This window comes from Niabella sp. CPT15-335-S11 (assembly GCF_058792415.1).
Genome location: NZ_JBYTEI010000002.1, coordinates 602,898 through 625,640, shown reverse-complemented (window position 1 = coordinate 625,640; position 22,743 = coordinate 602,898). Strand labels below are relative to the sequence as shown.

Below are 22,743 nucleotides of genomic sequence, written 5' to 3'. Positions count from 1 at the left end.
GTCAATCAGTTTATCGAACCATTAATCGTGAAGGTGTTATCTCCAAGCTTGAAGTACTGCCCGGTGCCAGGCGTTACCGCGTATTGGTCGAAATTTTTCTTGTTTATTAGAATACCATCAACCGCCACCACGCCCTCCACATTAAGTATAGCTTCAAACAAGCGGCTTTGAAATAGCGCTTGACCAATTCCAATATGCTCGGCCGCCAACATTCCTGCATCCGGGTTGGTGAGTGCAGAGCGTATTTGTTGGATGACGTCAGACTCAAGGAATCGGTTATCGATGCGTGCAGTAATAGAAAGGTCAAGAGGAACCGGCTTTGCCTGTTCTACAGTGATAGATACTGTTGGATCTGAAAGATTTCTCAACCGTTCCGAAAGCGATGCCTGAATACCATCGTCTCCGATATAGAAAATATGGGCCGATGTCGTTTGTTTATGTTTATTCCATCGCCACTCAGCCTGAACATCCTTTACGCCCGGGAAAGATGCCGCTACGGCTTCCATATCTTTCAGTGAGACCACCCGGCCGAGGATCAGGGCTGAGCGGGGTGCATTTTTTTTAATATCTGATGCCGGCTCCGCGTCTGCCCCTCCAAATGCTGCCAATACATTCTTCGCACTTTGCAACCCCTTCACCGGTTTTGAGATTTGATTAATTGCGCCTCCGGGTGGTGAGGCAGCTTCTGCACCAAAATGATAGTTGGCTGTTATATTATCTACCCCTGATGGTAATCGCTGCCCGCGGACTCCATCACCAAATGTTATCAAAGAATCGCCATCATCATTCTGACGAACGATATAGATCTGTTCATTTTCTGTTCTACCATAGAAGCTGTTTACCTCGCTCCATTTGACACCATTTACATAAATCGTTAATGTGTTCTTAACTCCATTGTCGTTTTCAGCGGCAGGGTATAAATAGTAACTTAGTGGTTTCTTTTTTAATTTGAATGTTTGATTGGCCAGCGAGGCATTGCCACTTCCCAATTTCTCCTGGGTCACTTTTTCACCACGTCGGGCAGTGACTACATTCCCGAATACGGTAACGGGTGATGACAGTTCGGGCGCCCAGGTTGTTCCCTGGCTAATAAACAATTCTTTATCATCAAAATCTACCTCACCTTCCACCGATACTCCCCGCGTGTTTACGTCCTGTAATAAAAATTTTCGTGACGTTATCTGATCAACCGGTTTCTCAACAAACCCATCGAATTTCAAGGGGTCGCCTGATGATAGGGTGCCCTTGGGTTCATCAATGACCGTCGCGGCTGTCTGCATAGCAAAATGAACAGTGATAGCATTCCGGATATTATTATCCCAGTTCAGGCTCCCTGGTTGCTTCCTCCCCGCATCATTGATGTTTGTATCCAGCGTAATTTCAGTCACGGAAATTGACATACCTGGCAAATTATATTTGTGCCCGTTGATGGTCATCTCGCTGCTTGCCATTGGTTGCCGGGTCACGTCCCTAACCTGGTTAATCCTAAACCACCGGATTTCCTGATTATAGCTGACAAGAACATAATCGTTAGCCTTCAGTTGTTGAAATTGATTTTCTAAAACCAGGGTATTCATGGTCACGGAATCCGAAGGGTTGTTCAGTGTCCACAACTTTGCGGTCTGGGTAGGAACCACCAGCTTCAACTTATTCAAAGCCGTACCGGCGATTAGTTTGGTGGCTGCTGTAAAACTGATGCGGGAATACAGTTTTCTATCCTGTCCGGTATACTTCTCCATTTTCTTTACCCACTGCCCTGTTTGTTGGGCCTGATTGGCTTCATTCAGCACCAGGAGCAATGATCCCGCTTTAATATCATAGGTGGGCGCAATAGTCAGTTGAGAAGGATTACTCTGTTGTACAACACCGGGATGCGGCGAGAGTATTTTCCACTTGTTTGTCAGTGGGTGTATCGTGAATTCCTGGTGGAGTTCAAAAACCTGCGGCGGGTTTCCATCAAAAGCACCCGAGCGAAAGGCAGTGCCAACCGGGAGTTTGACTGGTACTCGTCCATCAGCCAATGCAGCCAGTTGAACGGTAGAGCCCACGGCCGGCCTTGGCCTGTAACCTAGTAAAGCCACCAGCCTGCGTATATCGGGGCGCAGTTGACCGGTCCTGATATAACTTTCGTTGGCAATGGCTTCGTCGTAAAACGTCAATGCATCACATACATAAGCCCACATCTCAAGTAACATCAGGCCAAGATCATCACTACCACTTGCGCGCCATTTGGTCAATGATTTTATTTCGACCAGGTTATTGTTGGTGTCGATGAGCTGTACCTGTTCTGTTTGCAACAGGTAAATCATCGCCCTTCTGAATTCAGGGAAGCCAGCAATTTGACGCGGCAGATGATCCAGTCCCGCGCCAATTTGCAGAGGCATAGGATGGATAAACTGATCGCAGGGACAGTTGTAAGCGGCGGTGCCGCTATCTTTTTTATTTCCACATTGGATGCAACTCATAAACCACCGTGTGTAAAGAGTTTTAAAGTTCCCCATTCGGGATGCAAGGGATCATTTTCTATCCGTATAATGACGTGGTCGCCAGGATTATAAGCGTATTCTACGAAAGTGCGCCAGGCAAACCATCCGCGACGGCGGAAACGAATTTCTTCAACCGCCTTTACCCCGGGTACCTGTTGAATAGCCGCCTCCAGTGAGGATCGTTCAAGCCAGGTACCAAAAGTGAATCGGTCGGGTGAAAAATAGCCATCGGTTGGCCAAAGTCCTTTCCTGCCCATCAGCGCTTTCATTACGCGTTCCTTTACTTCGCCCGCATAAGAAGCAGCGTCAATACATAATTCTATTTCAAGGTCTATATTCGCATATTGAGGATCACTAATATATACTTCCCGACCGGCCTGTCTAAACCGATCCATCTGGAATTGCAATTCCTTCCTGTCTTTCGGTTCTAAAATAACTTTACCCTTGGGATCGGCTGTAACGAAAGCTGTCAGCCAGCTACCTGTCCAGCGAAAAACAGCACCTGCCTTTTGAACCCAGGGAAGTCTTTCGGCAGCTTCAGCATAATCTTCCGGACGCACGGCCCGGTAGGTGATCGCTCTGAAAGCATCTGATACCACCTGTCGTAATTCAACGGCTGTTTCAGGATCCGTGCCATTCGATGCGGGCAACGGGTTCGAAACATTAGCAGCGAATGCTAAAGGAGAAGAGACTGTTGTGATACAGTCGGCGGATACATTACCGGCCTTGCCGCCACCTAACCGGTACCTTACAAAGAATACCGAATCATCATCGGGAATTTTTCCGAATTCACCATCGCCAAAACGAATCGTAACGCCATCGCCGAAAGCATAGTCGCGGTGTTCAATTTCTTTGCCAATGCGCTGGTAACCTACCACCCTTTTCCAACTGCCATCATCCAGGGTGAAATGAAGATCTTCTGGCTCAGAAGAGTTTACACCAATCATGCTTCTCTTGTAAGACCAGAATTCTCCTGCTGACTTCCATGAGGCGCCATCAAAAAACAGCCGTTCTAATACTACTTCCGGCCTTGCACCACCAGGCGTTTCTCCCAGGTACGTCAGTTTATCGTTTTGAGTTCCGGGCAAAGTGAAGCGAGGCGCTGCCGTCTGGTCGTGGCCCTCACGATGAATTGCTTCTTCGCCACCCAGACTCAAAAAAGCCTGTAATGGTGCAGGTAGCAGGCCAATAGCAGATTTATTCACCAGGAAATAGGCCTGCCTGGTTAACCCTGATGTAGCGGGCAACATATTCCCGCTTATTGTTAAAACGGTGAGGTCGAATTCGAAGGCGAGCGCATGTTCAGGCGCCCATTGAATGAACGTGATAGGCCCTGGTGCCAAAACCGGATCGGTCATATCCGTTACCGCGATAAGCCTCACCATTTGCCTGCGTACGGGTTGCGCGGGATTGGCAGGATCTGTTTTGATGAGTACCCATTTCCCGGAAGTTTGTTTACCGGTATTGGGGTCGATGCCAAAATCATCAAAGGGTAAGTCGGCTGCATGATGACCTTCCAGGTACAGACTGGTCGTTCCGGCCGAAAGGCAGGTCTGGTCCTCATCCCACAAATGCGGGTATAATATATTTCGCTTGGCATCAACGTTATATTGTTTGTTTGCGACGGACTCCATCAGTCCGTAGCCTACTTCAAAATAAATGCGTTCATTTGTATTGCTTAGCGCATAAACGGTTGTGCCCGCGGCTACCTGGTGGTTGCCATTGGCCGCCATCATTTCCAGCCAGGCGAAGGCACCTAATCCATCGTGCATATGATAGTCCACCAACCTGGCGTGCCTGCGTACAGATCTCCGCTGTGTGGCCGTTTCTAAAAATGCTTCGCGGGCAACGCGGTCCTGATAATAAGCCATCTCATCACCAACGGCACTCATCAACTCGGCCATCATCACGCCGGCATCCGCTTCAAGCCTGTCTGTCCAACCGGGGTATCGCAGCGAGGCAAAATCCAGCAATGCCTGCCTGAAGCTCCAGAAATCACGGGCGAGATAATCTATAGGAAAATCTACTATTTGATCAGGTGGACATTCATGCGGTGGCGGCACACAATCCAGGTCTGACGAGCAATTGGCTTTGAAGCTGAAAGTTACATCATTGAAATACGGATCTATTCTTGCATCATCAATTTTGAGTTTATACAGCGTAAAGTCACCCGGTTCCCTTGTAATCACCCGTAGCACATCCTGCCCGTCCAGCACCAGCCATGTCAGTGGCGAATTTATTTCGATAGCGGGTAAACCTACCGTCGTACTATATATGAGAATATCCGATGTATTGATCGAACCAGGCAAAGGACTCGCCAATGTGGTGACGCCTCGCAGAAAATAAATATCCAGGATGGTCTGACTGGCATCAACGTAGATGAAGTCGATTCCGGTAACCTGGTCCTGTGCTTTCAGGCTCTCAATTCTATCGGGTGCTGTACTGCTCATAGTGTTACTTCCAGGTTCAGGTATCGGCGTTCCTGTCGGGCTTTGAGAAGATAAACAATTTTTACTTCCAGTCTCTCATTTACGGCGCTGGCTTTTACATCTATCACTTCGATGAGCGTGCCTATCCAACGTTGCAAGGATTGTACGATCATCACCTGGGTGAGATTGGCGCTTGTCTCACTGTTGGGTGCAAACACCATTCGCGCCAGCCCACAGCCGAAATCGGGGCGGTTGATTCGTTCACCCGGGTTAGTGAATAATATCTGTTTAATCATTTGCTCAACGTGTTGCGCGTAATCAGGTTCTTCCAATAGTTTACCGAAGCCGCCGTCGATGCCAAATGGATAATGTATGCTGTGAATCTTCTGGTTCATCCGTAGATTAAAGTTTAATCGATCTGGGTGACAGTTCCTTTATAATTTCCGCTGCCCGAACTATTTACCGTCACTTTAAAATCAGTTGCGTGAAGTTTCAAGTGCTCTACAATTCCCTGTGCTACCGCTGCAAACAGCAGTTTTATTTGGTCTAATGACTCTGGTTTAGGTGCTTTGTCCATTACGTATTTCCATTCATTGTTGAATGCGGTTACCATGGCTTCAGCCATGCTGTCGGCAAATTCAGTTGTGCTGTGATTTGTTCCTGGTTTTAGTGGCATATTGCGGATTGAATTAACCGGTAGTTACCCTGGTCGATAATAAAGATGGTTGGGCTGGAGGCATAAAGAGGACCGGCCGCGCAGGTGTTATGGGTGCTACACCAAAGGCCAGCTCACCCGGATGCATATGTTCATTAAATATCTGTACCAATTGATTGAGATACTGTAACAGATCATCTCCAAACACTAACGGGTGCGTTGAGTTTTCAACCAGCTCGATTTTTGGTGCCTCTATGACTATTTTCAGATTTGCCTGCATGCGGATCTTGCCCGATTGTACATCGAGGGTGATAATGTTTTGGCCATTCTGATCACTGACAGTGATCACTTCGCTGTCGTCGTTAAACGTAATCATCAACCCTTTCTGGCTGCGGATTGCGCGTATACCTGGCGTCACCTGGGTACCCTGTTCGTTTTTTGGTAACTCATCATCCGACCAGTAACCGCCCGTCCAGATAGCGAAGGATGGATCGCCGCCTTCAAACTCAACCCAAACCCCAGCGTTTACCTCGGGGATCAGATAGGTGCCCGCGTTATTGCCGGTGTAGGGAAGGCATGGCATTGCCCATACTTCCAGGTCCTGCAAAACGGCAGGGACGCTCACTTTAATTCTTCCCCGGTTTGTTGGGTCATTATTATCTTTTACAATGCCCCTGTATTTCCCAAAAAAGCGATTCCTGATGTATTGTAATACCTGATCGAGCTCCGGCGTACTCATAATAAAAATTCTGAATGTTAAAATATCGAAGCTGCCATTCCGCCGGCAGCAACGGGTTCATTCCCCCAGGCATTTCTCGCCAGTTCAAGTTCCATTTGGTGGGAAGCGGCATCAATGATATGCCTGACACCGGTCACGTAGTATTTTCCACTGTAACGACTCCCGGCGCCAACCAGCGCTACCAGCGAATGAAAACGGATAATCTTGTTGCACATTCGGTGTGTATTTGTTCTGCAGGTTGCGCTGATAAACCATTGAGCTTCGTCAAGGGCGGCCTGGCTCCTGGCTCGCAGGGCGCCGGCGTCATCGACCGTTGGTGCCAGGTGAACGGCTTGTGCATTGGAACCTGCTGCGGAGGCGAGATTGTCTGTGCCGAGGGCAGGACCATTTAATACTTCATTGTTGCCTATGATCTCCCGGTTACGGAGGTTAATCTGCGATCCAATTGTTTGTGTTGGCCGGCGGCTATCAGCATTCAACTGAAGGGAGTCGATATTATTAGATTCGGCATTGATGATCAAATCGACCACCGCGGCGCCCAGTAAGCTCCTGGGTTTGAAATGACCGGTGCTTTGTCCGTTTTGATCGACTGTTATCCAGAAATGATAGCCGTTTCGTCTGGCCAGGGTTTTAATGACGCTGAGATTAGATTCACGCTGGACGTGACTGTGATTGTTTTCATCGTGTGTGGAAGAGGGAGTGGCCTGCACGTCGGCAGTCATGTCCGGATAGCTTGAAATGATTTGTGATGCGATGTCTGCATCGGTTCCCGAGTCAGTCACCCTGAACTGTGCTGTGTGGTCCATGACGTACCCGAAATCTTCACCTTCCACTTTTACCCAGGAGCCTGCTCCGCCTTGCTGCAGACTGGATTCCTGTTGCAGCACGGGGCCTTTTACCAGGCAGGTAAGACCATTGTCCATTTGCACCATGACGCTTATCATTGTCCCATTAGCAGTTGCGGATTGTACTGACTGTGCGATATCCCCATCGCAAACATCCACGGAAAAATGTAATTTATAGTGTGTGTTTTCATCAATTTTTTCATACACCTCTACCTGACTCACCATCTGCGTCAAGGCGTCGTTTGGCTGGTCATTTATACAAATCAGGATATTGAGACCCATCGGTTATGATTTATTGGGGATGGCTATTTCCTTTAGCTCGCTCATGGTTTCTGCCAGCATTGTGTCATTGATGGCGGCAATGCGCCAGAAGCCTGCGGCATTGTTCAGGTATCTGCCAGCGAGGTGATCCGTCTTTTGCCCCTGTTTCAGGACATGGTATCCCATCAAGGATTGAAGGGGCGCTGGTGGAACGGCAACGACCTTTACCATTCGACCACGTCTGTCTTTCTGTTCATATTGCTGGATATCTTTATACCTGCTTGTGTCATCAAACATATACACGTATTAATTAATGTAAAGGTCGGGTTAGAATGGTAGCATACCCAGGATAGACTCAACGCTGTTTGCCATATTTGCGGCGGCCAGCACTTCTTTTTGCTTCCTTGTGAACTTAAAAGCGGTAATGGCAATGTCCTCACTTAGTTTGCGATGACAGGGTGGAAAATCTTTTGGGGTCAGAATTTTCAAACCGATACTCACTTTCGCGCGGATAGGGTAGAGGGAAGGAGAGTATGCCTGTTCTTCTACAGAAAATGACGTAAGCCTCACTGGAACAATCCTGCCTGGTCCCCAGGCGAACAATACAACAGGTACGGTGCCACGCGGGACCGCTTGCGCATTTCCGCCGCCGGCTATTCCGGGAACACCTCCGCCAATACTCCCGCCTCCGCCGCCTACACTGGCTCCGACGCTCAGCGAGCCGGTGACGGAGCCAAGGAGTCCTCCCAACAGGCTGTCGCCTTGAGGATACAGCAGCATTTCCATCGCTGCAATACGATCAGCTACGCCCGAGATAAAAGCCACTGGGTGCGATTCCGGTTTTTCGAGTGCGTCAGCAGCATCCAGTTCAAGGGCTAAAGTAAAAGTCTCCGGGGGGTCGAACGGTTGCGCGGTATGAGAGGTGTCATTGCTTGCTGATCCCCCGCCGGAATTATTATTTCCCTGGTTCCAGACCTCCAGCGATCGTGTCATATTTTCGGGGTTATACTGAAACACGATTACGTTTGGGACCGGTCCGATGAATCGCTCAGAGAATTCAATCAGCGCGCCTTTCAGGAGTTTTGGGGAGCGGGGGTAAGAAGACATGGTTTATACTGAATTAACTGGAACAAAATTTACCGTAGCTCAATCGCTATTGAGGTGCATAAGGCAACCTTATCTTATCATTTGGTTTTAATCCCAATTTCATAAACTCATCAAACAACAATCCTGCCATCGCATTTTTTGATCCCTGTGAAATGTCGGGAGTTTGCTCGATGGCCTTGTTCATAACTCCGAGAAATTCATCAACAGTTACTTCGGTGATATTTTCTTGCCTTTGCGCAAGAGAGTATGCCTTCCAGGAATCATCGAATTTTTTATGTGTTGCTTTCGGCATAAGTACTGTTAATGCGCCTTCTCTGCTGTAGCCTGGAACCTTTTTAAGCGCTGCGGTAGGGCCGACGTGCGCTGATTGAAAATCCTTGCCAGACACACCCAGGGCAGCTCTGTAATCGGATGCAGCAGAATGCGGTTGCACCACTAAGTCAACACCGATAGGTTCACCATTCGCTCCAACCCAACCGGCGTCCTTCGCATCTTTAATTGCTTTTGCAATATCAACCTTGCCTTTTCTCCCAATTTTTGCAGGCTCCAGTTTCATTTCAGCTGAAATTTGTGCAAAAAGTTGGTCCACGTCTTCCGCCACTGGTATGTCTCCACATCCTTTGGGTATTCCGGAAAATAAACACCAGGTTCCGTTGGGTTTACGGGCAAGCACATGCTCTGTACCATCAATAGGGACCTCAATATTATACCCCGGTCTTGCAGATACCTGCACTCGTGGGTTTGACAGTTCCTTATTCACAAGCCTGGTAAATTCCCCTTCATTAAATTTATTCGTTGAAATTGCATCTTCAATCAATTTTGATTTCACTGTGGTACTTTCCAGTTCGCTGACTGTTTTCGCCCCGGCAAGACCTGCTTCTGCCGGTGTTGCCTCCGCCAGGGTTAGTCCAATTTCTTTTCTGGCCTGCTCGGCAGTGTCAATAAGATCATCTGCCTTTTTCTCCAGTTGTGTCGCTACAGACTCGGCCTTGCTGACCTCATTGGCATCGTCTGCGATAACCTTTGCGTCCATCGCCCCGCGGGCATTTCGGATCCGTTTAAGATTTACGACTAATTGATAACTTCCTCTCACCAACTGAGCTGCTCCATATACAGCGATAGCAATTTTCACCATTTCAGTGGCCTTTAAAATGGCCGGGCCCCAGTTTGGGAACCATTTTTTAATATTCAATTTATTTTCTTCCACCAGCATCACCAATGCAGGAAGAGCTTTTTCAAATGTAATCACTGCAGCCCGGCCTAACGCTGTTTCTGCACCTACGGGTGTTGCCAGAGAAGCGATAGTAAGCGTATCGGCTAAGAATTTTCTTTTGCCACTATGCTGATAGGTAATGAGATCTTCTGCAGTAAGTACCACAAATTTATCAGCATCGTAGTCATGCACAATCACCGGTTCATCTGGATCCAGTTCTACTCCACCGCCAGTCATCCAGTTTACCCGATCTTTGATATTCATATCTTTTATCTCATCATATTCCGGAGTTGAAAATAAACCGCTTGATATTGCACCTAAATAACGAATACTAATTTTCCCGTTTGAAGTCCGTTTGATAGCAAATACCGATGTTTGTTCGAAAAAACCCATTACATCATGCCAGGCAAGCATGGGTGCTTTTGATAGATCAGTCGTTTTGCCTTTTGCTCTGGCACGCAGCTTAAGTAAGCTCAAGGCTTCATGAAGCGTGTTGTTCTCATCAAGATCCACCACACTGTCGAGCCGGTCGATCAGAATCTCATCCCCTATTTTTGTTTCCCTCAATAACTTTACGAAGTCTTCCGATTGTTCTGGCGGAATATCGGAAAGGAGCGAAATGATTTTTAATTCAGCAGCCGTATTAACCCTTATTTTCTCCGCAATGCTAACAATGTCCTTAATTCTTTTTTCCAAATCGATCTTCTTAGGTAATACACCGGATACAACAGACAAGCGAACAGGTTTTGTGTATGATATGGCATCAAAGTCTATTCCTTGATCCATCAATACGGTAAACTGGAGTCCCCCAAAGTACTTCTTGTGGTCGGGAAAGAAAATATTCCAGGTTCGGTCAGCATCACCTGAGTACGACCGTTCCAAAAGATATTCTCCCATTTCAAATGAACTGGTGAGCTGTGTGATGATCCCGTCCATATAAGTATTGCCAAGTGTATAAAACCGGGTCCTTCTGGAACCAACGTCCAGTATGATCAGGGACACTGATTTACTCGTATTCCCCTGGATGATTTCCCAGGGATCTTTCAATTCTGAATCTGAGTCGCGTTGAACGCTGTTATATAAATTATTTTGCTGCACCACATGGGTCAGTTCATGCGCCAGTAGCTTTCTGCCCTCAAACGTATCGAACGCGGGTTTCCTGTCATTAAAATAAATATCATTTCCATGAGTAAATGCTCTTGCCTGAATGGTATTATTTAATTCGGAAGCCTTCCGACCGGTATGAATTCTTACCGCTGAGAAATCAGTATCGAAGGCGTTTCCCATGAAATTTCTTGTAGTAACCGGTAATGCATGGCCGCCGGTTTTTGATGCTAGCAATGATGCCGAAAACGAAGAAGATACCGTTGTCCCACTTGCGCCGTTGGCTTCTTTGCGCATTATTTTTTTCTTCTTTTCCTCTTCTTCGCATTTCGCACATTTTCTTTGCACCGATCTGCCAATGATGCCGGTAACTGCGCTTGATGAAAAGCTACTTTGATTACCATCCGTCATTCGCATTACCTTATCAGCCATAGCGTCTGCTTCCTGCTCAAAGCGATCGCCAGGTTGGTTCACCTGCAACTTTGGCTGCACTTTAACTGGTTTGATAGCTTGTTTCTGAAAGTGTTGTATGTCCATTATAATATCGTCTCAACACAGCGTTCAAATGGGCAATTGGGGGCAACTTGGGTCTTGCGGGACTACTCCGTATACATCTGCAATTAGACTGGCATAACATTCCGGCTCAATCCTGCGTTGGGCGAAGGAGCCGGCAGGTGTGGTGTCAAAGTCGGTGTGCAAATGAAACAACATGTGCATGGCCTCGTGTATCATGCCAATGGCTTTCTGATCGATGGAAGGGAATCCGGCCCAGAAATTCTGGCAAACCGCTATTTGTCTGCCACTTGAGTCGGGGCAGGAGGCCATACCAGCACTTGTGCCACAATGGCCGGTTGCACAATTACCCACCGTAAAGCTTCCCGTACCGGCACAGGTAAAACGTATAGGTCCGTTTAAAAACTCACTCACTCGCTTAGCCCTTGCCGAGAGAAACTGCATTTCGGAAGCCTGTGCCTTTATCAAAGTATTATGCGAGGTCCCGTTAAATCTGTTTTTAAAACTCGTTACGCCGCGGTGGGAGGTAACCTGCGTGGGGTCTCCAAATCTTCTTCGGTACATATTCAATATCCCTGAAGAACCGAAATGAACGTCCTGCATAAAAAGGGAATCAACAAACAATAAATGCGATGCCCCTAGTGCCATTAATACGGCCCTGTCGTTTGCCTGAGCTATCACCTCTAAAGGATTGGCAGGGCTGTTGTTCGTATTCGCCGCACAGTGAGAATGACTGCTTACCGCTCTTTGAATATCGCGCTGTTGCGTGCCACCTTGCTGCACCACATGTGTCAACTCGTGAGCGAGCAATTTTCGTCCCTGAGCGGTATTTGTTGAGTATTCTCCTTCATTAAAATAAATGTCCTGGCCATATGTAAACGCTCTTGCATTTATCCGGCGGCTCATCCCGGCAGCTTCATTACCCGTGTGAATCCTGACACCCGAAAAATCAACGCCAAATGCATTCTCCATACTGTTTCTGGTACGGGAGGGCAGTGTGTTTCCACCGGTTTTTGATGCCTGAAGAGAGGAAGCAAATGAGGAAGGTACAGCGTCATTGGCGACGCTTCCATTTTCTTTTCGCATCAGTTTCTTTTTTTCCTCTTCTTCGCAATGCGCACATTTCCGTTGCACTGATCTGCCAATGAGACCGGTGACAGCATTGGGCTTCACTTGCTGTTGATTGATGTCCTTCATTCGCATTACCTTATCTGCCATTGCATCCGCCTCTTGTTCATACCTATCGCCTGGCTCATTCACCTGCAGTTTGGCCTGAACCTGTTTTGCAGTCCGATGCAGCCCAGGTTTGGTGCTGGTAGTGAGATACTGTAATGTTGTGAGATTCAAAATAGCGTTTTTTTGATTACCTGTATGTAGTTAATCTGATCTCCCTCAAGATTTCTTCCGCGATCGAAACAGCCATAGGGACGCCCGGCCGGAGTGCACCAAGGTCGAGCTTTACACGCAATTCGGGAATCGATCGATTGCCTGAATTAGCGGGCAATTCGCTGGCCACCAGCTCTGCAACTTCCCTGCCCAAATGACTCGCATGCTCTTCCTGCATACCCGGCACGCGCATCACTAATTCATTTATCTGTATCATAAATCGACAGATTGGAAATGTTGTTCAAGTTCCTTGTTCACACTCTTTCCCTCTTTCATAAATTCTCTCTCCACGGCTCTTAACACATGCGAAGTACTAAGAGCCACCCTCTCTTTCCTGGAGATGAAGATCGCTGAAAGCACAGCCTGTTTTATCTGAGCGCCTGTCATCTCGACTAAACCCGAAAGGGTAATAAGGTCTTTGTTCAGTGATTCTGCTGCCTTATCGCCCGCAAGTTGTTGCATCATTGCATTCCATAATCTGAGTCGCTGTGTTTTATCGGGTTTGGGAAAGTCGATCACATATCGAAATCTTCGCATGAATGCCGCATCGATACCCGATTTTTTATTACTCGATAAAATAATGATACCCGGATATTGCTCAATGGCCTGCAGCAGGTAATTTGTATCGGTATTTGCGTACCTGTCATGGGCGTCCTTGATTTCCGTTCTTTTTCCGAATAATGAATCGGCCTCATCAAAGAGTAATACAATATCCATTGCCTTTGCTTTCGATAAAATGCGTTCCAGGTTTTTTGAGCTTTCTCCAACATACTTGCTAATGACGGCGGACAGATCTATCCTGAACAGATCAAGCTTCAGGGTGGATGCAATGACCTGCGCCGCCATGGTTTTACCTGTGCCCGGGCTGCCCGTAAAAAGGGCAATGAGGCTCCGGCCCTGTGGAAAAAGGCGCTGCGCAGCAGGCTGTTCCCAGAAATGTACCCGCTCGGTGGCTTCGAAAGTAAAATCTTCAATAGTCGTTTTGACCGTTTCACTAACCACCAGATCGTCCCAGTTAAATGTCCCATTAGCTAATTGCGCTAATTTGCCCAGGCGATGGGCTGTATCAGATTTTAGTGCCATATAAGCATCGGAAATCGTATCGCAGTTCTTTCGCGACAGTGAGACTATCTGTCCAATGGTAGATTGATATCTTTCAATCATTCCAATAAAATCTGCCGATGGCCAGCTTGCGGACTGTGGGACCCATTGCTTCCAAAGAGCCACTCTCTCATCAAATTTTAATGGGGAAATCTCCACAGACAGATCTATAAACTGTGGATCTGGCTGAATATGTTCGCCGGGTCCGATGATAAAGAACTGAATAGGAAAGGGAGGTGTATTAAATGTCTGAAATTGTTCTTCCGGTTCCAACTCAATCCAGGCCAGGGCGGTTTTCGTGAGAAATGCATAACGCTGTAGCTGGATATAGGTTTGTTGCCTACGGTTTTCCGGGATTAGCGCTGTATCCACGCTTAACAGCCGGAGCTTGTGGCGCTTGCAGATAACAGCTGAAAATGTTTTTCTTCCAGAGCCTTCACTACCAGAAACGAAAATACGGATCCTTTCCTGTTCATTACTATCAAATATTTTTTTGAGCGAACTATCCAGTTGTTCTACCGGCCATCCTTCTAATGGTTGATGGGCAGGTTGAAGTCTTGTAAAAGTAGACAGCAATTCACCAGGGTCGTCACTCCCCAGTAGCCAGTTTTTGATGAATGGATCACATTCGATTCGTTCAGGTTCACCGGGGCCCGAAGACTCCACCCTGATAATTTGCCACATTCGTAACGGCGATGCCGGCCGTAGCCATTGCGTACTGTCGTGCCCAAACAGCCTCGCCGCCAGGTTCCCGGTTACGTAGCTTCTCCCGCTGTGGTCCTGCATATATGCAAATACGCGGCCGAGGTCCGGATCAAGCGAAAATGCAAAACAAAGCTGCACGAGATCCTGCTCCTGTTTATTTAAACCAAAAGTTTGTGCGAGTAATTTTAACCTGGATCCCGGAAACGAGTCAAGCGTTTGTTCAGTGTCCAAAAGTTTTGATGCGATTTCGCGCATTTGAGGGTCTTGTCGTAGCCATTTTTTTTCGAGGAGCGGATGATCAATCTGACCGAGGTAGCCATCGACCTCCATGTGGGGTGTAAATGTTTCATCACCGCGCTGCAATAAGTCTGACCAAACCCTGCGAAGCCAGGCTACGCGCCGGGTACAAAGCAGGCGAATTTTTTCCATTACCAGCTGATGTTCTGGTAATGTTGTAGCAATATGATCCGGTGCTAAGATATGGTTAATGCTTTCTATCACGCTCAAAGAGATTTTTAAAGACCCTTAATCCAGTTTGGTGTTGATTCGACGCCGTTAATTAGGATTCTTACAGGCACCAGGCCTTTTGCAAGTATTGCGGGAGCTCTAAATTCGATTTGTTCTGCGGCGGTAATTTTGAACTCACCTGGATTGAGTGCGCCACCTGGTTTGTAATCCAATCGGTCTTCTCCCACAAAAACCTGGATGTCACCTGGCAACAGATCTGGATGTTGCACGATGTAAACCTGTACGGTAAAGGTGTCTCCTCCAACGCCCATTCCTGGAACAATACTGTCAATTCGCGGAGTCACCAGGAATGGAAATTGATTGGAAGTTTGGATGAATGTTTTCGCGCCGGCGGAAGTGGCTCGGATGGTTTTTATAGAAGCCTGCGCGGCGTACAGTCCGGGTAATATATTTACAACGGTCAGTGACTTTTGTAATCGTACAGTTTCTCTTACCGTCACGCTCACCGTATGATCGGCGGTTCGTACCAGTTCCCAGTCGACCGCGTCGGCCAAGGCGGGCTCCTGCCAGCGGGGATGAATGATCAACAATTCCAGGGGCCCTCCTCCCAGACCACTACCCCTGAAAACCTGTTTGTTTGTTTGCATTGCTGGCAGTGCTTTCGCAGGTGGCGTTTGTCCGGGAGACGTGAATACCTGCCTTTGAGATGGTTCTCCGGGGACTTGATAAAGAATCACGCTTTCACTACTTATGATTTGGGGCTGGTTGGTCACAAAAACATAGTTGCCATAGGTCAGGACTCTGCCGGCATAAGTCTTTGGTTTCTCGGGTTCCAGGAAAACTGCAGAGACTTCGTAATAGGCCGATAGCCTGACGGGTGATTCCGCCGCTGCCCAATATTGTACGGATTCACTGGGTGTTAGTGTTTGCAGAGTGATCTTAATATCAATTTTTTTCCCTCCGGGAATGGTCGTTGTCATCACGGCATTGTCGTGCAGGGCTTTCATCGCAATGCTCATCAACCGCTGTTCCTCGTAGGCGTCTGATTTATCGCCTTCTTTCCAGTTGGCTGAGAGTTGGTAAAACAGATTCAAAGCCATCGGAGTATAATTTACAGGAGGGGTGTCCATTCCGGGTGCCGGATAATTTTTATAGTGTGGATTTTCCTGCGCATGGAACAAATAGAAACCAACCCCCATGTCGTTGTTGCGCAACAACTCCGGGGCAACTTTCACGGTTAGCCCGGGATCGATGGCATTTTGCAGTACGGCAACGATTGTAGTCGTAATTTCTTTTAAGGAAGTGTAGTCCATGTTACAGTTGTCCCAGACCGAAACTAAATTTACTAGGTTGATTAGTTACGGGCCGGGGCTTTACCGCCTGGTTAATAATTTTCGTGACTGGTTTTTGCGCGGGCAATACCTCCACGGTGATTTTGCCGATGACCAAAGAAGGAGCAGGTTTTTCTTTTTGAACCTGTCCCGATCCTGGAACAGGCAAATTAGGCTGAATCAATGGTGGGTCTTTCTGCGCCCTGTTCGTAGCTGCAGGAAGAGGAACCGGCTTAAGTTCTTCCCGGGTTGCTTGTTTCTTTGAGGCGATGGCTTTGACTTTTGGAGTATGTTCGTTACGATGCATCGCTGGTTGTGAAACTGGATGAATGGGTTCCTGAGCAGGTACCTCGGTTTTTATCCTATTCTCTGTTAAACTTTTTTTCTCTGCAAGAAAAAGTTCAGGAAAACTGGTCTCAGATATTTTACTCTCCAAACCGGCACCCTGATCGGCCTCCTTCCATTCCCTGGCTGGTTCTTTGTATATATATTGAGATCTCTCAATATATTTTGATAGATACGGTGATTTAATATTTCTAGGTTGTGCCGCTGGGTTTGCGCCTTTCATTTCCCCGGTTTCTGTCTGCGCCTGGCGGGGTGATTTTCTTTCAGTGGTGATAATTTCTTGTGATAGCCGTGGGGTCTCCTTTGCGGCCGATTCACGTTCAACATCCACATGATCGGTCCTTTCGAATGGATCCTCTCCCAATCCCACTGTGAAAGTGAGACGTTCGGGCCTTAACATCGGCTGTTCACTGCTGAAATTGCGGGTGGCGATTTGAGCCAGATAGTTAGGCATGATCTTGTTAAAGTTCAGATTCGATCATTGCAACATATTGCCTGCGAAGCTTTCGGGGCAAATTCAGAATAACATCAGCGCTCCAATGATAACTTTGAGCAACGCGATGCAGGTCTTTGATGAGTTGAGGGCGTTCCTGCATCAGGCGCGTGAGGAAAAAGGTCTGGATATCGAAAAGTACTTCCTGGTCATTGTCGCACTCCGGGCAATGTGCCTGCATGGTCAGGTTCAGGATAGGCGCGATCTGGGCCATTTTTTCCTGGACTTGTGTTCCCATTTTTTTTATGTCCCCTTTTACCAGACATCTGGAAAGCAGGAAATTCTCGGCAACGGTTTCAGGAACTTCATCCAGCAGTAATTCATCTGCCCCTGTTGGTAACCTAAACCAGGTGTCTTCTTCCATCTGAATAATACCCTGGTCGGCGCGCGGGACCGGTGTTAACTCGTAATGCTGCAAAAGCGCTGACAATAAAAAATCCAGGTCAAAGCGTGTTTGACAGTGCCTGCACTGAATCGTGCTTTCGATCTTGTTCCCGTACAATTGCCCATACAATGCTGCGAAGATCCGGTCACGATCGGCGGTAACGATATTCGCTGGCTTAAACGTCGCTATCGCTTCAGCCGGATCGACCTTGTGTACCAGTTTTTCCAGGAGTGTTAATGCAACGCCGGTTGTAACATCTTCAACCAGCAGTTCATCGGCGCCACTAATTGCACGCAGAGACACGTCATCCATACCCGGCGTTAACCGCAACGGAACAAAAATTTCTCCCACCTTATGATGTTATCAATGATCGGCTATGTCTGGCTGGGTTCAGTGACTGACGTATCGCGCTCCCAGCCTTCGTTTTGCAGTACCATTTGTTCGATGGCTACAGCATGGGCGTTGGCATCCAGTTCAGGCAGCGCCTGATAGGTAGATACCCAGCACCGGTACACCTTATAGGCTTTTGCTACCACGCCCTGCTCATTGAGCAGCTCAATAATGATGTCCTTCCGGAAGTCCTTCAGCGAAATGGCCGCATCGCCTTCGACGTTCCAGACTTTTTTAGCCCAGTTTTCGAACTCCGGATCGTGGGTTACGCCGCGATCTAGGGTGATCGGTTCAAATTTCCAGGAGCCCGGACTTACTCTCACTGTGCTGGGATCCCCGCCTTCACGGTGCGTAACCGGTTCAGTTGATTGCTTCAATGCAGAGATCTTACTGACACCAGCCACATACCTGCCATCCCATTTAATACGGAATTTGAAATTTTTGTAGGGGTCGTAGCGATATGCATTGACCACAAATTGAGGAATTGCCATAGATGATTTTTTTTAGATTAAACCTGAATCTGACCTGTCATTTGTTGCAGATATAACACTACGAACTCTGCTGGCTTCAAAGGTGCGAACCCTACCCAGATGTTGACAATGCCAAGGTTGATATCATTTTGTGTAGTTGTTTCGCGATCGCATTTTACAAAATAAGCTTCCTGTTTGGTTTTGCCCTGGAAGGCGCCTTGTGTGAAAAGATTATGCATAAACGCCCCCACATTGAGCCGGATCTGCGCCCACAGCGGTTCATCATTCGGTTCAAAAACCACCCATTTCAACCCACGATAAAGACTTTCTTCAATGAACAACGCGGTGCGCCGGATCGGTATGTATTTGTACTCGCTTCCGAAATCGTCGTCGCCATCCATGGTGCGGGCTCCCCAATTGACAATCCCATTCGGGAATATTCGGATGGTGTTGACTGCTCTTGGATTCAATACGCCGTTTTCCCTGTCGGAGAAACGATATTCCAGGCCCATAACACCACGGAGGTCCGCTTCTGTGCCGGCCGATGCTTTCCAGACACCGCGGCTCGCATCAATGCGGGACATCAAACCAGCAATGGCGCCGCTGGGGCCAACCTGAATATTCATGCCATTTTCATTAATAGTCAGGCGAGGAAAGAAAATAGCACTGTGATCCTTTACCAGGCCCAGCCGCAGACTATTGACACCTGAAGTTGGATTAGTGGCATTTTGTACGGTGGTCCATTCCTCGGGCGGATCCATTAGTAGGAAAGCCCTTCTCTTTTCGCAAAAGGCACTGGCTTCTCCCCAGAAAGTATTCGCAGTAATAGATGTAACCGTTGCGCTTCTCGGTAATATGAGCAGGTTGAAGAGATCCACTTCTTTATCTATCAGATCGAAGGCAGTCCGGTAATCGGCGATCTTCGGTGGATTGCCATCACCCCCCGCTACGCCGTTAACCTGATAAATCCCCGCTCCCAGGGTGCCGAGACTGTAATAGCGCGTATTAATGAAGAAACAGTCGGATCCGCCAGGGCCGATATCTGTCCCCCCCGCATCGGAAGTCGCGATTAGGAATGCTGTGTTATCGCCCCCGCTCACCGGCAGTATAGCCAGCCTGGATCCCCACAATTCTGCGCTCCAGGGAAAAGCACGATCGATATCCCGCCGGTTGTTGATGGCATCGGCAATAATACCCCATTTTTCCCTGACGCCGTCGCTGTGGCCGGTGATACTGCCAGGGATACTATCCTGAAGCATGGGGTCTGTTCCCACTTTCTTCAGCGCGCCATTGAACGCCAGCTTGGGAGTGTCGGCGCTGGAGGGTGTCAGTGTCATGGCATCGAAGGCGTTCTGTGTTAATGCGGCAAATGTTGCGAACTTATCAATCTTAAATGTGATGCCGTTGGCGGCAGGTCTGCTACCTGTGTATTTGCTTATTTCTATGCCCCCCTGTCCAGTTCCCAGCATCAGCACACCGGAAATATCGTTTGATTCCGCGGGAGTCACCTTTACATCTCCGTTCACGGCTTCAATTTTTAAAGTAATACGTGGGGCAACTGACGGTATTAATGTCACCGCGACAGTCTCGGGGCTCACGGCAGTATTGATGGCAGTTTGAATCGCGGTCAGGGTGGCGGCTGCTGATAGATCAGCAATCGCAGCCGCACCCAGATCTACGGCTACAGGGGCGTTTCCATTCACACTGATCGAAAACTGTTTGCCTGTGGAGGCTGCATTCAGAATGCTTTTGGGTATCGGTCCTGAAAGTGAATAGCCTTTTGCTACAGGTGGGGGGGCTACATCCTTAGCGTTGATCAACTTGGATTCCAGCGATATATAAGTACCTGCGTAGCGGGGGTGTAATGGATCCATGCTCAGGCCTGACAACATCTCCAGATCGGTCTTAACCAGCATGCCGGCAGCATTTTTCACCCAGCGAAACACTTCCATATTAAATAGTGATTCCGGCTGAGAACCGTTATAGGTAACAGCCATTCTGATAGTGTCGCCGAGAACACCGGCCGATTTGGCTTCAATGTGCAGCACGGCAACGGGCACAGCAGCATCATTCTTTAAATCTACTTTCGAAGGGGTTGCTCCATTGGCTACCCGGGTGACATAGCATTGCGTGCCACCGTTCAAAAAGAAAAGTCGCACGGATCGGGCCATATCGCCCAGGGAGTTGTCTGACGAAAACGTTCGTTCAAAATCGCTGTAGCTCAGGCATAGAACAGGTTTGAACATAGGGCCTATTTTGGACCGGCCGATAAATGCGGCGATCGATGTGGCCACTCCGGAAATCGTCCGCACCCCACTCGGCACTTCCTGAACATACACGCCGGGGTAAGATGTTTGTACTGGCATAAGTTTATAATTTAAACAATAAATGAAATGATTGATAATAGATTTAGTAAGCCTCGTTGAATTTAAACACTAAAGGTTGATCAATGGTAAGAGGCGCAGGCGGGTCACGGCTTCGCCGTCAACGGTCACATCGAATGTCCGACTGGATGCTACAATTGAGTCTCCGCGCTGTGATCTCCGTTACAAGGTCAAACTGGCCAGGCGGATGAATCGATCTATCTGACTACCTTAAGTCTGTTTGCCTCAATATCAATGCTGGCGAAATGTCCGAGGCTTTCGATCTGAATTTGGAAACGGTGTTTTCCTGACTCCTCGAAAGTATATCCTTTCATACCTGTCAGGGGCCCGGAAATAATTTCGACTTTATTTCCTTTTCTTACAGGATCCTGTTGAATAGATACGGCATCTTCATAGTTGCATAACCTTTGTAAATGTTCGATTTCGTTTTCGGTGGAAATTGCCAGCTTTCCATTTGACTTCAGAAAATAAAAACAATCGCTATTTTCCAGAAGACGCTGTCTGTCTGTCAAATTAGTGTAAAGAAACAGATAGGGTCTGAGAATCGGTACATTAACCCATTTCTTCCGGTCGCTCCAATAATGCAATTGCCTTTGAACTGGCATATAAAACGCGTACCCCATCTTATGCAGCAAGCCCCGTACTTTATGGTAGGGGAATTTCCTGACGATTACAACATACCAGTTGTCAGATAAATTTTGTTTGCAGGGCATACGCTACGGGATGAGGTGTAAGACAAAGTTTATGTAAATATAGCGCCGTGGGAACCTTATTCCAATACCTAATTTAGGGGATTGACCAGGCACCTGTTGAAAAACCTCCCGATTGTGATTTTCGCTGATTGGTGAAAACGCCTACCTTCGTAAGTGTGTTCGATAGGGGTTATTTATTTATGATTTTCAGATACAGACCGAACGCGCCTCCGCTGACAGCGTCATGTTGAACAATAGAGAAATAGTTTGCTGCTGTATTTGAAAGTGATTGAATGGAGAATCCATCGTTCCGAGTCGAAAGTGACAATCAAGAACTAAAATATTCAAACTTTATGAGAACTGCATTTGCTTTCCCCTGCAAGCTTTTTCTGTTAGCGTTGTTGTTCATCGGTTGCAGCCGCGCATCAGTTGTTCAGAAGGCGAAATTAGTATGGGAAGATGATTTCAATGATCACTCATCGTTCAACGAAAAATACTGGACGAAAATTCCCCGCGGCAGTTCTGATTGGAACCGGCACATGAGTAGTGACCCAGCTCTTTATGCGATACGCGATGGTAAACTGATTCTGCGAGGGATAAACAACACTGATCGCGGAAACGACACCGCACGGTTTATTACAGGTGGTGTATTTACGAAAGACAAAGTTTCTTTCGGTTTTGGTCGATGGGAGATCAGGGCCAAACTAAATGGCGCACGCGGCGCCTGGCCTGCGTTCTGGCTCCTGGCACAGGGTGGTAAGTGGCCGGATAGCGGCGAGATAGATATCATGGAACGGCTAAATTTTGATTCCATCGCTTACCAGACCGTACACAGTTATTATACGCATGTCCTGAACATCAGACAAAATCCAAAGCAAGGTGGCATTGGTCGTATAGACCCCAATGGGTTCAATGTATATGCCGTGGAGTTGCACCCCGACAGTCTTGTTTTTTTTATCAACGACAAGAAAACCTTTACCTATCCACGTATCAGCACAGATAAGGAGGGCCAGTTCCCATTTAATCAGAATAAATACTACCTGTTGGTGGATATGCAATTGGGTGGATCCTGGGTTGGGGCTGTAAAGCCTGAAGATTTACCAGTTGAAATGGAAATTGACTGGGTGCGATTTTATTCCTTAGGTAAGAAATAACAGCAGAAAGTTATCCGAATGCGTTATAAAGTCCAGGCCGCATGACGAATCTTTCAGCTCAATTCCGGTGATCATCACGGTGACTTC

General features: G+C 47.7%; 19 protein-coding genes. 1 reads left to right on the top strand and 18 read right to left on the bottom strand.

What is annotated here, in order from left to right; all coding sequences use genetic code 11:
- Nucleotides 1-5: 5 nt before the first annotated feature.
- The 18 genes from AC3WS5_RS09175 to AC3WS5_RS09090 all read right to left on the bottom strand — a co-directional run bounded on the left by AC3WS5_RS09175 (nt 6) and on the right by AC3WS5_RS09090 (nt 21,523).
- A complete protein-coding gene (locus AC3WS5_RS09175) occupies nt 6-2,465 on the bottom strand; it encodes a baseplate J/gp47 family protein (RefSeq protein WP_492467004.1) in 2,460 nt (819 codons plus the stop codon).
- On the bottom strand, nt 2,462-4,936 hold the full coding sequence (locus tag AC3WS5_RS09170; protein WP_492467003.1) for a baseplate J/gp47 family protein: 2,475 nt from the start codon (nt 4,934-4,936) through the stop codon (nt 2,462-2,464). The genes AC3WS5_RS09175 and AC3WS5_RS09170 overlap by 4 nt, the downstream gene beginning before the upstream one ends.
- Nucleotides 4,933-5,310 (bottom strand): GPW/gp25 family protein, encoded by a 378-nt coding sequence (locus AC3WS5_RS09165; protein WP_492467002.1) that lies wholly within the window; start codon nt 5,308-5,310, stop codon nt 4,933-4,935. Before AC3WS5_RS09165 ends, AC3WS5_RS09170 begins: the two co-directional genes overlap by 4 nt.
- A 14-nt stretch (nt 5,311-5,324) precedes the next feature.
- Nucleotides 5,325-5,591: a hypothetical protein gene (locus AC3WS5_RS09160; protein WP_492467001.1), complete on the bottom strand. Its 267-nt coding sequence runs from the start codon at nt 5,589-5,591 to the stop codon at nt 5,325-5,327.
- A 13-nt stretch (nt 5,592-5,604) separates the two neighbouring features.
- A complete protein-coding gene (locus AC3WS5_RS09155) occupies nt 5,605-6,309 on the bottom strand; it encodes a phage baseplate assembly protein V (RefSeq protein WP_492467000.1) in 705 nt (234 codons plus the stop codon).
- A 17-nt stretch (nt 6,310-6,326) separates the two neighbouring features.
- Complete coding sequence (locus AC3WS5_RS09150) at nt 6,327-7,436, bottom strand: hypothetical protein (protein WP_492466999.1); 1,110 nt, start codon at nt 7,434-7,436, stop codon at nt 6,327-6,329.
- Nucleotides 7,437-7,439: 3 nt separating this feature from the next.
- Nucleotides 7,440-7,712, bottom strand: coding sequence for a hypothetical protein (locus AC3WS5_RS09145; RefSeq protein WP_492466998.1), 273 nt, complete (start codon nt 7,710-7,712; stop codon nt 7,440-7,442).
- Between the two features lie 30 nt (nt 7,713-7,742).
- Nucleotides 7,743-8,522 carry a hypothetical protein gene (locus AC3WS5_RS09140; RefSeq protein ID WP_492466997.1) on the bottom strand — a complete coding sequence of 260 codons (780 nt, stop codon included), beginning with the start codon at nt 8,520-8,522 and terminating at the stop codon, nt 7,743-7,745.
- Between the two features lie 46 nt (nt 8,523-8,568).
- Nucleotides 8,569-11,376 carry an eCIS core domain-containing protein gene (locus AC3WS5_RS09135; protein WP_492466996.1) on the bottom strand — a complete coding sequence of 936 codons (2,808 nt, stop codon included), beginning with the start codon at nt 11,374-11,376 and terminating at the stop codon, nt 8,569-8,571.
- Between the two features lie 24 nt (nt 11,377-11,400).
- Nucleotides 11,401-12,699, bottom strand: coding sequence for an eCIS core domain-containing protein (locus AC3WS5_RS09130; protein ID WP_492466995.1), 1,299 nt, complete (start codon nt 12,697-12,699; stop codon nt 11,401-11,403).
- Between the two features lie 16 nt (nt 12,700-12,715).
- On the bottom strand, nt 12,716-12,955 hold the full coding sequence (locus tag AC3WS5_RS09125) for a hypothetical protein (protein ID WP_492466994.1): 240 nt from the start codon (nt 12,953-12,955) through the stop codon (nt 12,716-12,718).
- A complete protein-coding gene (locus tag AC3WS5_RS09120) occupies nt 12,952-14,973 on the bottom strand; it encodes an ATP-binding protein (protein WP_492466993.1) in 2,022 nt (673 codons plus the stop codon). Before AC3WS5_RS09120 ends, AC3WS5_RS09125 begins: the two co-directional genes overlap by 4 nt.
- Before the next feature lie 86 nt (nt 14,974-15,059).
- Complete coding sequence (locus tag AC3WS5_RS09115) at nt 15,060-16,325, bottom strand: Pvc16 family protein (protein WP_492466992.1); 1,266 nt, start codon at nt 16,323-16,325, stop codon at nt 15,060-15,062.
- 1 nt (nt 16,326) lies between these two features.
- On the bottom strand, nt 16,327-17,142 hold the full coding sequence (locus AC3WS5_RS09110; RefSeq protein ID WP_492466991.1) for a hypothetical protein: 816 nt from the start codon (nt 17,140-17,142) through the stop codon (nt 16,327-16,329).
- A 7-nt stretch (nt 17,143-17,149) separates the two neighbouring features.
- Entirely contained in the window at nt 17,150-17,917 is a 768-nt protein-coding gene (locus AC3WS5_RS09105) for a T4 family baseplate hub assembly chaperone (RefSeq protein WP_492466990.1), read from the bottom strand.
- 23 nt (nt 17,918-17,940) lie between these two features.
- Nucleotides 17,941-18,447, bottom strand: coding sequence for a phage tail protein (locus tag AC3WS5_RS09100; protein ID WP_492466989.1), 507 nt, complete (start codon nt 18,445-18,447; stop codon nt 17,941-17,943).
- Nucleotides 18,448-18,464: 17 nt separating this feature from the next.
- Nucleotides 18,465-20,792, bottom strand: a complete 2,328-nt coding sequence (locus tag AC3WS5_RS09095) for a phage tail sheath family protein (RefSeq protein ID WP_492466988.1) — start codon at nt 20,790-20,792, stop codon at nt 18,465-18,467.
- A 215-nt stretch (nt 20,793-21,007) separates the two neighbouring features.
- A complete protein-coding gene (locus tag AC3WS5_RS09090) occupies nt 21,008-21,523 on the bottom strand; it encodes a UpxY family transcription antiterminator (RefSeq protein ID WP_492466987.1) in 516 nt (171 codons plus the stop codon).
- Nucleotides 21,524-21,855: 332 nt separating this feature from the next.
- Here AC3WS5_RS09090 and AC3WS5_RS09085 point away from each other — a divergent pair, with 332 nt between their 5' ends.
- Complete coding sequence (locus AC3WS5_RS09085; protein WP_492466986.1) at nt 21,856-22,656, top strand: glycoside hydrolase family 16 protein; 801 nt, start codon at nt 21,856-21,858, stop codon at nt 22,654-22,656.
- Nucleotides 22,657-22,743 lie beyond the last annotated feature (87 nt).

Excerpts from the sequence above, each read along its gene's own strand:
- AC3WS5_RS09160 (WP_492467001.1), bottom strand. The coding sequence starts at position 5,591 with ATGCCACTAAAACCAGGAACAAATCACAGCACAACTGAATTTGCCGAC.
- AC3WS5_RS09100 (WP_492466989.1), bottom strand. The coding sequence starts at position 18,447 with ATGGCAATTCCTCAATTTGTGGTCAATGCATATCGCTACGACCCCTAC.
- AC3WS5_RS09120 (WP_492466993.1), bottom strand. The coding sequence starts at position 14,973 with ATGGAAAAAATTCGCCTGCTTTGTACCCGGCGCGTAGCCTGGCTTCGC.
- AC3WS5_RS09090 (WP_492466987.1), bottom strand. The coding sequence starts at position 21,523 with ATGCCCTGCAAACAAAATTTATCTGACAACTGGTATGTTGTAATCGTC.
- AC3WS5_RS09145 (WP_492466998.1), bottom strand. The coding sequence starts at position 7,712 with ATGTTTGATGACACAAGCAGGTATAAAGATATCCAGCAATATGAACAG.
- AC3WS5_RS09095 (WP_492466988.1), bottom strand. The coding sequence starts at position 20,792 with ATGCCAGTACAAACATCTTACCCCGGCGTGTATGTTCAGGAAGTGCCG.
- AC3WS5_RS09165 (WP_492467002.1), bottom strand. The coding sequence starts at position 5,310 with ATGAACCAGAAGATTCACAGCATACATTATCCATTTGGCATCGACGGC.
- AC3WS5_RS09155 (WP_492467000.1), bottom strand. The coding sequence starts at position 6,309 with ATGAGTACGCCGGAGCTCGATCAGGTATTACAATACATCAGGAATCGC.
- AC3WS5_RS09150 (WP_492466999.1), bottom strand. The coding sequence starts at position 7,436 with ATGGGTCTCAATATCCTGATTTGTATAAATGACCAGCCAAACGACGCC.
- AC3WS5_RS09125 (WP_492466994.1), bottom strand. The coding sequence starts at position 12,955 with ATGATACAGATAAATGAATTAGTGATGCGCGTGCCGGGTATGCAGGAA.
- AC3WS5_RS09140 (WP_492466997.1), bottom strand. The coding sequence starts at position 8,522 with ATGTCTTCTTACCCCCGCTCCCCAAAACTCCTGAAAGGCGCGCTGATT.
- AC3WS5_RS09175 (WP_492467004.1), bottom strand. The coding sequence starts at position 2,465 with ATGAGTTGCATCCAATGTGGAAATAAAAAAGATAGCGGCACCGCCGCT.
- AC3WS5_RS09115 (WP_492466992.1), bottom strand. The coding sequence starts at position 16,325 with ATGGACTACACTTCCTTAAAAGAAATTACGACTACAATCGTTGCCGTA.
- AC3WS5_RS09110 (WP_492466991.1), bottom strand. The coding sequence starts at position 17,142 with ATGCCTAACTATCTGGCTCAAATCGCCACCCGCAATTTCAGCAGTGAA.
- AC3WS5_RS09170 (WP_492467003.1), bottom strand. The coding sequence starts at position 4,936 with ATGAGCAGTACAGCACCCGATAGAATTGAGAGCCTGAAAGCACAGGAC.
- AC3WS5_RS09085 (WP_492466986.1), top strand. The coding sequence starts at position 21,856 with ATGAGAACTGCATTTGCTTTCCCCTGCAAGCTTTTTCTGTTAGCGTTG.
- AC3WS5_RS09135 (WP_492466996.1), bottom strand. The coding sequence starts at position 11,376 with ATGGACATACAACACTTTCAGAAACAAGCTATCAAACCAGTTAAAGTG.